Annotated in this window: 11 protein-coding genes; 3 read left to right on the forward strand and 8 right to left on the reverse strand. The window is 66.7% G+C overall.

All coding sequences use genetic code 11. The annotated features are described in order from the left end of the window. Positions 1 to 15: 15 nt before the first annotated feature. The 3 genes from AC07WS_RS12400 to AC07WS_RS12410 all read right to left on the reverse strand — a co-directional run bounded on the left by AC07WS_RS12400 (position 16) and on the right by AC07WS_RS12410 (position 4756). On the reverse strand, positions 16 to 2772 hold the full coding sequence (locus AC07WS_RS12400; RefSeq protein WP_494729365.1) for a TonB-dependent receptor: 2757 nt from the start codon (positions 2770 to 2772) through the stop codon (positions 16 to 18). 168 nt (positions 2773 to 2940) lie between these two features. Further along, positions 2941 to 3846 carry a LysR family transcriptional regulator gene (locus AC07WS_RS12405; RefSeq protein ID WP_494729366.1) on the reverse strand — a complete coding sequence of 302 codons (906 nt, stop codon included), beginning with the start codon at positions 3844 to 3846 and terminating at the stop codon, positions 2941 to 2943. Between the two features lie 25 nt (positions 3847 to 3871). Continuing rightward, positions 3872 to 4756, reverse strand: a complete 885-nt coding sequence (locus tag AC07WS_RS12410; RefSeq protein WP_494729367.1) for an N-acetylmuramic acid 6-phosphate etherase — start codon at positions 4754 to 4756, stop codon at positions 3872 to 3874. A gap of 164 nt (positions 4757 to 4920) precedes the next feature. Here AC07WS_RS12410 and AC07WS_RS12415 point away from each other — a divergent pair, with 164 nt between their 5' ends. Both AC07WS_RS12415 and AC07WS_RS12420 read left to right on the forward strand, forming a co-directional pair. After that, positions 4921 to 6177, forward strand: a complete 1257-nt coding sequence (locus AC07WS_RS12415; protein WP_494729368.1) for a serine hydrolase domain-containing protein — start codon at positions 4921 to 4923, stop codon at positions 6175 to 6177. A 4-nt stretch (positions 6178 to 6181) separates the two neighbouring features. Then, positions 6182 to 7420: a D-amino acid dehydrogenase gene (locus AC07WS_RS12420; protein ID WP_494729369.1), complete on the forward strand. Its 1239-nt coding sequence runs from the start codon at positions 6182 to 6184 to the stop codon at positions 7418 to 7420. Between the two features lie 3 nt (positions 7421 to 7423). Here AC07WS_RS12420 and mmsB read toward each other — a convergent pair whose 3' ends face one another. Genes mmsB through AC07WS_RS12445 form a run of 5 tightly spaced genes read right to left on the reverse strand, consistent with a single transcriptional unit; the run spans position 7424 to position 12903 of the window. Then, positions 7424 to 8311 (reverse strand): 3-hydroxyisobutyrate dehydrogenase, encoded by an 888-nt coding sequence (mmsB, locus tag AC07WS_RS12425; protein WP_494729370.1) that lies wholly within the window; start codon positions 8309 to 8311, stop codon positions 7424 to 7426. A gap of 18 nt (positions 8312 to 8329) precedes the next feature. After that, a complete protein-coding gene (locus tag AC07WS_RS12430; protein ID WP_494729371.1) occupies positions 8330 to 9460 on the reverse strand; it encodes an enoyl-CoA hydratase/isomerase family protein in 1131 nt (376 codons plus the stop codon). Then, entirely contained in the window at positions 9453 to 10238 is a 786-nt protein-coding gene (locus tag AC07WS_RS12435) for an enoyl-CoA hydratase (RefSeq protein ID WP_494729372.1), read from the reverse strand. The genes AC07WS_RS12430 and AC07WS_RS12435 overlap by 8 nt, the downstream gene beginning before the upstream one ends. Then, on the reverse strand, positions 10235 to 11395 hold the full coding sequence (locus AC07WS_RS12440) for an acyl-CoA dehydrogenase family protein (protein WP_494729373.1): 1161 nt from the start codon (positions 11393 to 11395) through the stop codon (positions 10235 to 10237). The genes AC07WS_RS12435 and AC07WS_RS12440 overlap by 4 nt, the downstream gene beginning before the upstream one ends. Positions 11396 to 11400: 5 nt before the next feature. Next, complete coding sequence (locus AC07WS_RS12445) at positions 11401 to 12903, reverse strand: CoA-acylating methylmalonate-semialdehyde dehydrogenase (RefSeq protein WP_494729374.1); 1503 nt, start codon at positions 12901 to 12903, stop codon at positions 11401 to 11403. Positions 12904 to 13044: 141 nt separating this feature from the next. Between AC07WS_RS12445 and AC07WS_RS12450 the strand changes: the two genes are divergently transcribed. Beyond that, a complete protein-coding gene (locus AC07WS_RS12450) occupies positions 13045 to 14415 on the forward strand; it encodes a short-chain fatty acyl-CoA regulator family protein (protein ID WP_494729375.1) in 1371 nt (456 codons plus the stop codon). The last annotated feature ends 51 nt before the right edge of the window (positions 14416 to 14466 follow it).

Here is a 14466-nt window from a genome sequence, read left to right on the forward strand (position 1 = left end):
CGTTTGATTCGGACATTACAGGAATTTGTACTTGAGCAGTACGCTGACCGAGCGTCCGCGCGGATCGGCCACCCGTGGATCCCAGCCTGCGCCCACCACTTCGTCCACATTGTGGGCGGTGAATGGCGGATCGGTGTCCAGCAGGTTCTGGATGCCGAGCGTGACCGTCACGTTCTTGAAGCCGGTGTAGGTGGCCGACAGGTCGTACTTGGTGTAGGCCTTCACGTCCGGGTTGAAGCCCGGTGGCGGCGCCGCCTTGCCGCCGTCCGGCAACTGGTCCTTGTAGCCGGAGCAGTAGTTCTGGATCAGCATGCCGCTCCAGTCGCCGCGCGACAGCGTGATGCTGGCGTTGTGCTTCCAGCGCAGGTACAGGTCGCGCGTGTAGAAGTTGCCGACGTATTCCTTGTACGGCTGGCCTTCGATCTCGGCGAACTTGAAGCTCTGCGTGTAAGTGCCGTCCAGGTTGAAGGACCACTTGTAGGCGTTGAGCTTGCCTTCGCCACGCAGGTTCAGGTCGGCGCCGCGCGTCTTGGTGCCGGCCGCGTTGATCCAGCCCGCATCCACGTACTGGATGGTGTTGTCCGGGTTGCGGACGATGTTCTGGGACAGCAGCGCCGCATTGGCCAGCACGATCTGCGGCGTGCGGTTCAGGATGCGGTCCTGCGAGTTGATCGCCCAGTAGTCGAGCGACGCCGAGTAGCCGCGCGCCGGCTCGATCACCACGCCCAGACTGCCCTGCTTCGACGTCTCCGGCTTCAGCTTGGGATTGCCGCCGCTGAAGTAAGGCAGGCGCGGAATGGCGCAGAAAGCCGGATCGCCGGGATGGGTCGGGCAGTAGACCGGATCGATAATCCCGTTCGGCAGCTCCTGGGACAAGCGGCCGGAATACAGCTGCGTGAAGCTCGGCGCCAGGAAGCCCTTGTTGGCCGAGCCGCGGAACACCAGCATGCTGCTCGGCTGGTAGCGGAACGAGATCTTCGGATTGGTGGTCGAACCGAACACGCTGTAGTGGTCGCGGCGCAGGGCCAGCTGCGTTTCCAGCTCCTTGGTGATCGGCACGATCAGCTCGGTGTAGACGGCCTTGATGTCGCGGCTGGCCTCGTTTAGCGCGGCGTTGCCCGGCGATAGCAGGATCTGTGTGGCGTCCACATCCTGCGCGAAGTTGTAGCCCTCGCGGCGCAGGTCGAAGCCGACCGCCATCGACATCGGGCCGGCCGGCAGCTGCCAGACTTCGCCGGACAGGTTGCCGTCCAATTGCGTCAACGTGGTTTTGCCATGCTGGAAGGCGCCACGGAACTTGGTCGATTCGACCAGCTGCATCGCTTCCGGCGTCTGGGTCTGGCCGGCGATCAGCCACGGGTTGATCTTGCCGCCGCCCAGCGCCGCGTAGATCTGGCTGGTGTAGCCATAGCCGTCCAGCAGCGCGGTCTTGGTCGTGCTCTCCCCGTGCGAGAAGCCGGTACGGTAGTCCCATTTGCCGAACAGCACACCTTCCGCGCCGACCAGCAGGCGCAGGTTGTCTGTCACGTTTTCCTGTTTCCGGTTACCCCACGGATTGGCGCGCCACTTGTAGATGATGGGCTTGGTCTTGTCGAAGGTCGGAATGAAGGCCGACAGATCCTGGTAGTAGGCGCCGCCGACCGGGTAGGCATTGCCGTTGGCCAGCGAGGTCTGGATCTGCAGCGGCGTAAACTCGGCCGTGGCCTTGGTGTGGCCATACAGCGCCTCGACAAACAGCTTGTGCTCGGGGCTGAGCTGCAGCGTGCCGCGCGAGACCGCGTTCAAACGCTCGACCGGGAAGTTGATGATGTAGTCGGCACCGTAGTCGTAGGCGCAGGAATAGGTGCTGCGCGTTGGGGCGGTGACGTCCTTCCACAGCGCGGTCTGGTACTGCGACATGCCGGGAATGGAATCGCACTTGCCCTGGAAGCTCAGCGGATTGGCCTGCAGATAGGTGGTGTTGTCGCCCGGCCGCTTGAACCCCGCGCCCAGCGCAGTGCCGGCGCCGCTCAGCTGGTTGGCGTAAGGCGTGCCGGTGGTGTCCGGCGACAGGCCACGCTCGGGCTGGAAGCCGTTGGCGAAAGCGCGGTCGCGCGAGCTGAGCTTTTCGTTGTTGTCATAGGTGATGCTGCCCATGACGTTAAAGCCTTCCTTCTGCAAGGAGCCTACCCCGCCCAGCAGCGACAGCCTGCGGTTGGCGCCGCCGCCATGCTGGGTGAAGTTGTCGTTGAGCGTGGCTTCCGCGCCGTGGTAGTCGGTGCGCAGGATGAAGTTGATGACGCCGCCGATGGCGTCGGTGCCGTAGATGGCCGAGGCGCCGTCCTTCAGGATCTCCACGCGCTGGATCGCGCCCAGCGGGATCGCGTTCAGGTCGACCGCCTTGCCGCTGGCGCCGAAGGTGGCGATGCGGCGTCCATTGAGCAGCACCAGCGTGCTGTTGGGCCCCAGCCCGCGCAGCGACGCATACGAGGCGCCGCCGCTGACGCGGTCGGCATCGGCGCCGAAGACGTTGTTCCCCGAAGTCATGTTGTCGGCGCCCGTGCCGTTGGCCGACAGGCTGCGGACCAGCTGCTCGGTGCTGGTGATGCCTGACTTTTCGATGGTGTCGTAACCGATCACCTGCACCGGCAAGGCGCCCTCTTTCGCCAGGCGCTTGATGCTGCTGCCGGTGATTTCCACCCGCTGCATGACTTCCTGCGCCAACACCGGACCCGCGGCCGGGACGAACACACCCATCAGCGCAATCGCATGCGCCAGTTTTTTAACCTTCACGGTCTCTCCCTTTGGTGAATCTGAATACTTATTTTTCCAGATTAGCGCCTTGCAACATTGACCAGCCAATGAAAATAGCTTTTGTCGGTATAACTTTTAGTCATGTAGTGGCTCTCTGCCCAGCAGCATGCCAGCGGGAGGAACTTTCAGGAAAGGTATTTGTATCTTTTAAACCACATTTCCTGAAGTTAACAGGACGCGGGCGGCCTCGGCGATGCTGCGCGCCAGCCGGCCGGCGCCGTGCGACAGCGGCGCGTGGGCAGGCGTCAGCAGATACAGCTGGATCGGGATTTCCGGCGCCCATGGACGGCTTTGCAGCCGGCCCCGGCCGGACGCAGCGGTGAACGGATCGACCACCGCCATGCCGCCGCCGGTCTCCACCAGCGAACGGGCGATCTGGTAGGTCTGCACCACGGTGTGGAAGTGCGGCTGCATGCCTTGCGCCTCGCAGGCCGCCAGCACCAGGTCGCCGAGCGGATCGTTGTCGGCGTAGCCTATCAGTTCGCCTTCCAACTCCGGCGCGGAGAACGGCTGCGCCTGCTGCGCGGCGGACCAGCGGCCAGGCGGCGCGATCACCGTCATCACGCCCTGCGCGATCGGCTCGGCGACGATGCCGGGATGGCGCGGGTCCTGCAGCGACAGGCCGAGATCGGCCTCGCCCAGGCGCAGCGTGTTGACGATCTCGCTGGTGTGGTGGGTCGCCAGTTCGCAGCGGGTGTCGGCGAAGGCGCGGCGCCAGTTGCTCATCGCCTGCGGCAGCACGCTGGCGGCCAGGGTCGGCGTCGCCACCAAGCGGATGGTCTCCACCGCGCGGCCCTTGAGGCTGGCGGCCAGGCGGCGTATGCCTTGCAGGTCGCGGTTCAGTTTTTCGGTTTCGGCGAACAGGCGGTGCGCCTCCGGCTTGGGGTAGAGCTTGCCGCGCACGCGCTCGAACAGCGGCATGCCCAGTTGCAGTTCGCAATGCTGCAGCACCTTGGTCACGGCCGGCTGCGAGATGTGCAGCACTTGCGCCGCGCCGCTGATGGTGCCGACCTGCATGATGGCGTGAAAAACTTCTATGTGACGCAGCCGCATCTTCCTCTTTCGCTATGACGATGCGCTACTGTAGCAGGAGTGCCGAGCGGACGCTGCCCTGAGCCTGGGCCAACAGCAGGCGCGCCCGCTCCACCGGGACCCGCCGCAGCAGCACCACGATGGCCACCTTGACATGGTGGTCGCACTGTTCCAGTACGAAGCGGGCGCTGGCTTCGTCGGCGCCGGTGGCGTGCATGGTCAGCGCCACGGCGCGCCGCAGCAGCTTGGCGTTGGTGGCCTTCATGTCGACCATCAGGTTGCCATAGACTTTATTCAGCCTGACCATGATGGCGCTGGAGATGGTGTTGAGCGCGATCTTCTGCGAGGTGCCGGCCTTCAGGCGGGTGCTGCCGGAGATGACTTCGGGACCGGTGTCGAGCGTGATACCCAGCTCGGCCCGCGTGGCGACCGGCGCGTCCGCGTTGTTGGCGATGCCGATGGTCAGCGCGCCGGAGGTCCGCGCCGCGTCCAGCGCGCCCAGCACGTACGGCGTGCTGCCGGACGCGGCCAGCAACAGCACCACGTCGTCGCGCTGCGGCAGCAAGGCGGCCAGGTCCAGAAAGCCTTGCTTGGCGTCGTCCTCCGCGCCCTCCACCGCCGCGAACATGGCGCGCTTGCCGCCGGCCAGCAGCGACAGCGCGCGTTCGTGCGGCCACGAGAACGTCGGATGCAGCTCGACGCTGTCGAGCACGCCCAGCCGCCCTGAGGTGCCGGCGCCGACGTAGACCAGCCGTCCGCCGGCGGCGATGCGCGGCACGGCGGCCTCGACCGCATCGGCGATCGCGCCGGACGCGGCCTGCACGGCGGCGACGGCCTGGAACTGGTCGGCGATCAGGGTGCCGACCAGCTTGGCGACCGGATATTCGTCCAGGCCCGCATGTTGCTGACTGGGGAGTTCAGTGTTGAGCATGCAGAAAGTGTAATCTTGAACAACGGCCTACGCCCATGAAAGCTTGCCGGGAAGGCATTCCGAAAAGTTATGAGGCAACAGCCGGTTTTCATTGGCGACCAGCACCCGCTCACAGTATTCTCGCTACCATCGAGTACATTTTCAGGCCCCCAATGAAACGAGAAATGCAGGCCTTGATGGGCATGTTGCTAATGGCAGGAGCCGGCGGCGGCGCCCTGTCCGCCACGCTGGACCAGGAACTGGCCGCCGTGGCCGCCGACCGGGCGATGCCGCTGGCCAGCCTGTCTGTGCTGGCCGTTCGCGGCGGCAAGGTGCAGTACCAATTCCAAACCGGTCAGCGGCGCATAGGCCCGGCGGCCGCGCCGGCCAACGCGGACACCATGTATCGCATCGCCTCCATCTCCAAGATGATGACCACCTTCGGCGTGATGCGCCTGATCGAGCAGCACCTGCTGGAGCTGGATGCGGACGTCGGCCAGTACCTCGGCTACGCGCTGCGCAACCCGCACTTCCCCGACCGGCCCATCACCTTGCGCATGCTGCTGACGCATACCTCGTCCCTGCGCGACGAGGCGGGCTACTTCTGGGGCGCCGACGTCGCCATCCGCGACAAGCTGACCAGCGGCGCGCCCGGCATGTGGGCCAGCGAGGCCGCACCCGGCGCCTACTTCATGTACACCAACCTGAACTGGGGCGTGATCGGCACCATCATGGAAAAAGTCAGCGGCGAACGCTTCGACCGCCTGATGAAACGCCTGCTGCTCGATCCGATGGGGCTGCGCGGCGGCTACAATCCGGCCGAATTCGGCGCCGAGGAAATCGACAACGTGGCGACGCTGTACCGCAAGCGCACCGTCGATACCGAGCTGTGGAATCCCGACGGCCCGTGGATCGCGCAGGTGGACGACTACAGCGCACGCCCGCCGGCGGCGCCGGCCCATATCGAGGCCTACGTCATCGGCAGCAACGGCACCTTGTTCAGCCCGACGGGCGGACTGCGCATCTCGGCCGCCGACATGGGCAAGGTCATGCTGATGCTGATCCAGCACGGGCGCTATCAGGAGCGGCAGATCCTGCAGCCGGAATCGGTGGCGCTGATGTTCAGCCAGCAGTGGCAGCACAACGGCAGCAACGGCGATACCTACCGTGGCCTGTACCACAGCTGGGGCCTGGGCAACCAGCGCTTCGAAGACAAGCGGCTGGTCGAGGGCGGCGGCTTCGGCGGCGCCGGGCATCTGGGCGATGCATATGGCCTGATCTCGACCTTCGTGGTTGATCTGCGGCGCGGCAACGGCATGATTTCGCTGATCGGCGGCACCGGCACCGACCCGGAAGCCAATCCAGGACGCTATTCCGCGATGACCCGCAGCGAAGAGCGCATCCTGACCGCGCTGTATCGCCACGCGATACTCGGACGGTGACGTGATGAGCGAGGTGATCGTCATCGGCGGCGGCGTGGTGGGTTTGAGCTCGGCCTGGTGGCTGCTCGAGTCCGGCTATCGCGTGACGCTGGTCGAGCGCGAGGCCGAAGTCGGCAGCATGGCCAGCTATCGCAACGGCGGACAACTGAGCTATCGCTACGTAGCGCCGCTGGCCGATGCCGGCGTGCCGCTCAAGGCCTTGCAGTGGTTGTTGCAGCCCGATGGTCCGCTGCGCTTCCGGCCCGAGGCGGATCTGCGGCAATGGCGCTGGCTGCTGCAATTTCTCGGCAACTGCAACGCCGCATCCAACCGCCGCACCACCGCGACGCTGCTGCAATTGGGCGAGTTGAGCCGCAAGGCGATGAGCGAATTGTCGCTGCACGTGCCGCTGTCTGAGTTCGCCTGGCGCGACGCCGGCAAGCTGGTGGTGTACCGCAGCCCGCGCCTGTTCGAACGCGCCGCCGGCGTGGCCGCCGCCGATGCCGAGGTGCTGACCCCGGCCGCCACTGCAATGCGCGAGCCGGCGCTGGCCGCGCTGCAAGGCGATCTGGCCGGCGGCATCTACAATCCTGGCGAGGCGGTGGCGGACTGTCACGCCTTCTGCCTGGCGTTGGCCCGGCGCTTGCGAGAGCATCCCAACTTCAACGGCGTGCAGCACCGCGACGTCACCGCCATTCGAACCGACCATGGCGAAGTGACCCGACTGGACACCGCGTCCGGCCCGCTGCGCGCCGACCATTTCGTGCTGGCAGCCGGCATCGCCAGCCGCGACCTGGCGGCCAGCGCTGGCATCTATCTGCCGCTGTATCCGCTCAAAGGCTACAGCCTGTCCGCCCCCATCCGCGCGGCGGACGTGGCGCCGCAGATCAGCGTGACCGACTTTGAGCGCAAGGTGCTGTACGCACGCATCGGCACGCAGCTGCGCGTGGCGGCCATGGTGGACATGGTGGGCGCGGACAACCGCATCGATCAGCGCCGCATACAGGGCCTGGTGCGCCTGGCCAAGGAAGCCATGCCGGACGCCGCCGACTACGCGCGGGCCGAGGCGTGGGCTGGCCTGCGTCCGGCCACGCCCAACAGCGCGCCCATCATCGGCGCCACCCGCTACAGCAATCTGTGGCTGAACGTCGGCCACGGGCCGCTGGGATTCACCTTCGCCTGCGGCACCGCGAGCCTGCTCGCGCAAATGCTGCGCGGCGCAGCGACGCCCATCGCGCTGGACGGGTTGACGCTGCGTCGTTGATGGTCAGGACTGTTTCTGGAACAGGCGCAGGATACTGGAAAAGTCCCGCTGTCCATGCCCCTGCTGCTGATGCAGTTGATACAGCTGGCGCGCCAGGCTGCCCAATGGCGTGGCCGCTTCGGCTGATTGCGCAGCCTGCTGCGCCAGGCCCAGGTCCTTGAGCATCAGCGAGGTGCCGAAGCCGCCGGCGTAGTCGCGCGAGGCCGGCACGTTGTCCATCACGCCGGGCCAGGGGTTGTACACTTCGAGCGCCCAGTTGCGGCCGGAGCTCTTGGCCATGATATCGGACAGCACCTTCGGATCGAGACCGTGCGCGACGCCCAGGTTCAGCGCTTCCGAGGTGCCCGCCATCAGTATCCCGAGCAGCATGTTGTTGCATATCTTGGCGACCTGGCCCGCGCCGGGACCGCCTGCGTGGAAGATGTTCTTGCCCATCTGCTCCAGCACGGGACGGGCGCGCTCCAGCGCCGCCGATGCGCCACCGACGATGAAGGTCAGCGTGCCGGCCGCCGCGCCGGCGGTGCCGCCCGACACCGGCGCGTCGATCATCGCCAGCCCTCGCTCCGCGGCAGCTGCGGCCACCTCACGCGCGGCGTCGGCGGCGATAGTGCTGCAATCGATGAACAAGGCATTGGGCATGGCGTGCGCCAGGATACCCTGCCCGCCCAGATACAACTCGCGCACATGGCGATCCGCAGGCAGCATGGTGATGACCACGTCCGCCTCGCGCACCGCCACCAGCGCCGACGTGGCGGCCTGCGCGCCCGCATTGCGCAGGCCCTCCACTGCCGCCGCCGACAGGTCGAATACCGACACCTTGCGGCCCGCCCGCAGCAGGTTGTGCGCCATCGGCGCGCCCATGTTACCCAGTCCGATAAAAGCGATATGCATGTTGTCTCCTGTTTTTGATTAGTTCAGATCCGCCAGCGGATGCCGCTGCCACGGCGCCCGGAAGAACTCGCCAACGCTGGCTTGTGCCGCAGCCAGCGTGGACGGCGACCATTGCGGCGCGTTGTCTTTCTCGACCAGCAACGCGCGCACGCCCTCTGCAAAGTCGGGATGGGCACAGCATTGCAGGGCGACGATCAGCTCCAGCCGGAATACTTCGGCCAGGCTGAGGTGCCGGCTGCGACGCTGCAGTTCCCACACCAGCGCCACCGACGATGGCGCGCCTTTCGACAACGCCGCCGCTGCGCGCTGCAACCACGCCGATTCCCCGTGGTAGCCGGTGATGGCGGCCACGACCTCGCCCAACTCGCGGCTGGCGGTCATGGTGTTGATGGTATCCCAGTTCTGCCGCAGTTCCGATACGGGCAGCGAATCCTGCGGCAGGCTCAGCGCACGCAGCAGTCGATCCACCACCACGGCGCCATCGGCGTCGCTCCAGTCGGCGGCGCACAGCGCTTCGACGACGGCGGCGCGTTGTTCCTGCGGCAGGAAGTAGTCGCCGAGGCCGGTGAACAGCCCATCATGCGCATTCATGGAGGCGCCGGTCAGGCCGAGGAACAGGCCGCTGCGGCCCGGCATGCGCGGCAGGAACCAGCTGCCGCCCACATCCGGGAACAGGCCGATGGTGATTTCCGGCATGGCGATGCGCGTGGTGGGCGTCAGCACGCGGTGGCTGGCGCCCGCCAGCAAACCCAGTCCGCCGCCCATGACGATGCCGCCGCCCCACACCACCAGCGGCTTCGGATAGGTGTGCAGCAGATGGTCGAGCCGGTACTCTTCGCTGAAGAACGCTTCCGCCTGCCTGTTCGGCATGGCGGTGGGCTCGGCCAGGATCGCGCTGCGCAGCGTGCGCACGTCGCCGCCGGCGCAGAAGGCTTTGTCGGTGCTCGATTGCAGCACCACGCAGGCGACGCCGTCGTCCCGCGCCCAGTCCTGTACGGCGAGGTAGAGGGCACGTATCATGTCCAGCGTGAGCGCGTGCAGCGTCGACGGGACGTTCAGCGTGGCGACGCCGATGCGCTTGCCGTTGCTGGCCGCGCGGGTTTCCAGCAGCACGGCCGGAGCTTGCTCCAGGTTGGCGGCCTCACGCATTGCGCCACCGTGCGGCACGTTTTTCCAGGAAGGCCAGCACGCCCTCTTTCTGATCCTGCGTGTCGAACAGATCGACGAAGCGTTCGCGCTCCTGCGGCAGCATGTGTTGCGGCGGCAGGCTGCGCGCGCCCTGGATCAGCGATTTGCAGGCGGTGATGCTGCTCGGACTTTGGCGCCAGGATTTTTCCGCCAACGCCAGCGCCGCCTCCAGCGCGGCGCCGGTGGCGACCACTTCCTCCACCAGGCCGATGGACAGCGCGCGCTGCGCATCGATGCGCTCGCCGCACAAGATCATGCGCTTGGCCCAGCCTTCGCCCACCAGCCACGACAGCTGCTGCGTGCCGCCCGCGCAAGGCAGCAGGCCGACCGCCGCTTCCGGCAAGGCCATCTGCGCATGTTCCTCGGCGATGCGGATGTCGCAGGCCAGCGCGCACTCCAGCCCGCCGCCCATCGCGTAGCCGTTGATGGCGGCGATGCTGACGCCGCGGAAGCCGGACAGCGCCTCGAACGCCCGGCCGAAGCGTTGCGCCATCGCGCGCGCCACGGCCTTGTCGCCGTCGGCGAACAGCTTCAGGTCGGCGCCGGCCGAGAAGAACTTGGCGCCGCCGCCGGTAATGACCAGCGCATAAATGTCGCGCTCGGCGTTCAGGTCGGCCACCAGTTCGGCCAGCGCCGCCAGGCTCTCCAGCGTCCACGTGTGGGCCGGCGGGTTGTCGAGCGTGATGACGGCCGTGTGCTGGCGCCGTTCCACTTGCAGGTTTGCGTAGGTTTTGTTCATTTGATCGTCTCCGTGGCGCCCTCGCGCAGGATGGCCCTGCCGACGATGAGGCGCATGATTTCGTTGGTACCTTCAAGGATTTGATGCACCCGCGTGTCGCGCACATGGCGCTCCAGCGGATACTCGCGGATGTAGCCGTAGCCGCCGTGCAGTTGCAGCGCCTCGTTGGCGACGGTAAAGCCGGCATCGGTGGCGAAGCGCTTGGCCATGGCGCAGTAGACGCTGGCGTCAGGGCTCTCCTGGTCCAGCTTCCAGGCGGCCAGCCGCACCATCTGGCGGGCGGCGACCAGTTCCGTCACCATGTCGGCCAGCTTGAATTGCAGCGCCTGGAACTGCGCCAGCTCGCGGCCGAACTGGAAGCGCTCCTTCAAATAGGCGCCGGCCCGCGCCAGCGCCGCCTGCGCCGTGCCGACCGAGCAGGCGGCGATGTTGATGCGCCCTCCGTCCAGCCCCTTCATGGCGATCGCGAAGCCCTGGCCCGGTTCGCCCAGCATGTTGGCGGCCGGGATGGCGACGTTGTCGAAGTGGATGGCGCAGGTCGGTTGGCTTTTCCAGCCCATCTTCTCTTCGTTCTTGCCGAAGCTGATGCCGGGCGTGTCGGCCGGCACCGCGAAGGCCGAGATGCCTGCCGCACCGTCGTCGCCGGTGCGGGCCATCACCACCAGCAGGTCGGTGCTGCCGGCGCCGGAGATGAAGGCTTTGCTGCCATTGAGCAGATAAGCCTCGCCCTGGCGTACGGCGCGGGTGCGCAGCGAGGCCGCGTCCGAGCCGGCCTGCGCTTCGGTCAGGCAGTAGCTGGCCAGCGCCTGGCCGCCGGCGAGGCGCGGCACCCATTGCTGGCACACGGACTGGCTGCCCCAGCGCGCCACCATCCAGGTCGCCATGTTGTGGATCGACAGGTAGGCGGTGGTGGAGGTGCAGCCGGCGGCCAGTTCCTCGAAGATGGTGGCGGCGTCCAGCCGCGACAGGCCCAGCCCGCCCAGATGCTGCGGCGTGTACATCCCGCAGAACCCAAGCTCGCCGGCCTTGGCCAGGGCGTCGCGGCTGAAGTAGCTGTCGGCGTCCCAGTGGGCGGCGTTGGGTGTGAGCTCGCCTGCGGCAAATTCGCGCGCCGCCTGCTGGAACGCCTGCTGCTCTTCGTTGAGCGCGAAGTCCATGACCGTTACTTCAGGCTGATGGTGGTGTTGACCTGGCCGACCGAGGCCGCATCTGCGAACCAGCGTTGGGTGATGGTCTGGGTCTGCGTGTAGAACAGCACCACCTGCTTGCCATACGGACCCAGGTCGCCCAGCTTGGAACCGCGTGAGCCGGTAAAGCTGAACAGCGGCACCGGCACCGGAATCGGCACGTTGATGCCGACCTGGCCGACGTCGATGTCTTCCTGGAATTTGCGCGCGGCCGCGCCGCTCTGCGTGAACAGGGCCGTGCCGTTGCCGTTCGGGTTGGCGTTGACCAGGGCGATGGCGTCGTCCAGCGTGTCGGCCTCGACGACGATCAGCACCGGCCCGAATATCTCCTGGTCGTACACGGCCATGCCGGGCTTGACGCCGGACAGGATGGTCGGCGCGATGAAATTGCCGTTCGGGTAGCCGTCGACCTTGACCAAGCGGCCGTCCAGCGCCAGATGCGCGCCCTGCTCCAAGCCCTTGGCGACCAGCGCCAGCACGCGCTCCCTGGCGGCGCAGGAGATGACCGGGCCGAGATCGGGATTGTCCTTGCCTGCGCCGACTGTCAGCGCGGCGGCCTTCCGCACCAACTCGGGCAGCCACTCGCGCGCCTCGCCCACCAGCACCGCGACCGAGGCCGCCATGCAGCGCTGGCCGGCGGCGCCGAAGCCCGCGCCCAGCAGCTGGTTCAGCGTTTGTTCCTTGTTCGCGTCCGGCAGCACGACCGCGTGGTTCTTGGCGCCCATCATGCACTGGGCGCGCTTGCCGGCCAGCGTGGCGCGCTGGTAGACGTACTTGCCGACGTGGCTGGAGCCGACGAAGGACACGGCGCGGATGTCGGGATGGTCGCACAATGCGTTCACCACCTCCTCGCCGCCATGCACCACGTTCAGCACGCCCGCCGGAACGCCGGCCTCCAGCGCCAGCCTGACCAGCTTGACGGTGACCAGCGGATCCTGCTCGGATGGTTTGAGCACGAAGGTGTTGCCGCAGCCGATGGCCATCGGGAACATCCACAGCGGAATCATGGCAGGGAAGTTGAACGGGGTGATGCCGGCGCACACGCCCAGTGGCTGCAGCACGCTGTAGGTGTCGACGCCGCCGGCCACGTTCTGCGCGAACTCGCCCATTTGCAGCGTGCCGATGTTGGCCGCGTGCTCGACCACTTCCAGGCCGCGGAACACGTCGCCTTCGGCGTCGAGCAGGGTCTTGCCTTGCTCGGCGGTCAGCGTGGCGGCCAGGTCGGCCATGTTTTCGCGGATCAGCTGCTGGTACTTGAGGAAGATGCGGGCGCGCGCGCCGATGGGCGTCTTGCGCCAGGTCTTGAAGGCGCGCAGGCCGGCGGAGACCGCCTGCGCCACCTCGTCCGCCGTGGCGAACGGCACGCGGGCCAGCACTTCCTGCGTGGCCGGGTTGACCACGTCGCGCCAGACGGTGGTGCGGGATTCAACCCATTCGCCATTGATCAGCAAGGGTACGGTGGGAATAGCTGCGGTCATCGTCGGTCTCCTGGTGGTGTATCGAAAGGCTTGCGGTTTTTGCTAATTGTTTGCATTATTCGCTTATCCGAAACGTGCGTAAAGACGTAAAAATGCGAGGAATTGCGAAGTTATCAGCCCGAAATTGCGAAGGTTGCGAAGATGTCTAAAGTTTTCATGGGCGTGCGTTTGCAGCGCCTGCGCGAGGAGCGAAAGCTGACCCAGGCGGCGCTGGCCAAGATGCTGGACATCTCGCCCAGCTATCTGAACCAGATCGAGCGCAACCAGCGGCCGTTGACCGTGTTCATCCTGCTGCGGGTGGGCGCGGTGCTGGGCGTCGATCCGCAGATTTTTTCCGAACACGACAGCGCCGGGCTGGTGGCCGACCTGCGCGACGCCTTCAGCGAGTTGCCGGACGCCGACACCTCGCTGGCGGAATTGAAGACGCTGGTGGAGAACATGCCCGGCGTGGCGCGCGCCATCGTGCAGATGCAGAGCCGCTACCGCATGGCGGCCGGGCGCGCGGCGGCGCTGGAATCGCAGTTCGACGACGGCAACCGCGGCATCAGCATAGCCCCGCCCTCGGTCGACGAGGAGGTGCGCGATTACCTGAACCTGCGCCAGAACTACATCGACGAGCTGGACCAGGCCGCCGAGCTGGTCGGCGATGCCAGCGCGGCTTCGCTGCAGCGCCGGTTGGCGGAGCGCCATGGCGTGACCGTGCTGGCCTCGCAGATGCCCGGCCTGCCGATGGAACGGCGCCGCTACGATCCCGCGCAGAAGTTGCTGTGGCTGCCTGACACCATCAGCGAAGGCCAGCGCGCCTTCCAGATGGCTGCACAGCTGGGTTTGCTGGAACAGGCGGAGGTGATCGGGTCTCTGGTGCAGGCTGCCGGCTTTTCCAGCGATGCCACGCGCGATGGCGCCCGCCTGGCCCTGTCGAACTATTTTGCCGGAGCGCTGCGCCTGCCCTATCGCCGCTTCCTGCAGGCGGCCGAGGCCTGCGCCTACGATATCGAGCTGCTGGCGGGCCAGTTCGGCGTCGGTTTCGAGGCGGTTTGCCACCGGCTCAGCACTCTGCAGCGGCCGGGCTACGCCGGCTTGCCCGTGTTTTTCGTGCGCGTGGACCGGGCCGGCAACATCTCCAAGCGGCAGTCGGCGGCGGCCTTTCACTTTTCCCGCGCCGGCGGAACCTGTCCGCTGTGGGTGGTGTACGAGGCGTTCAGCCTGCCCGGCCAGGTGCTGCGGCAGGTGGCGCGCATGCCGGACGGCAGTACCCATCTGTGGGTCGCGCGCCAGGTCAGCAGCGGCCCGGCCGGCTTCATGGCGCCTGGGCGTTCGTTTGCCGTCGCGCTGGGTTGCGATGTCAGCCAGGCCCATCGCATGGTGTATGCCAAGGGCCTGGATCTGGCCAATCCCGACGTCGCCACGCCGATCGGCAACGGCTGCAAGGTGTGCGAGCGCAACGATTGCCTGCAACGGGCGTTTCCCTCCATTTTGCGACAAAAAGCCGGGGCCGCCAGGCCGGCATAGCAAATCGACATCAGCTCGCGGTACAATCCTGTATGCAACTAGGATTACTCC

It is taken from the genome of Duganella sp. GW821-FHT01E12 (genome assembly GCF_059422325.1).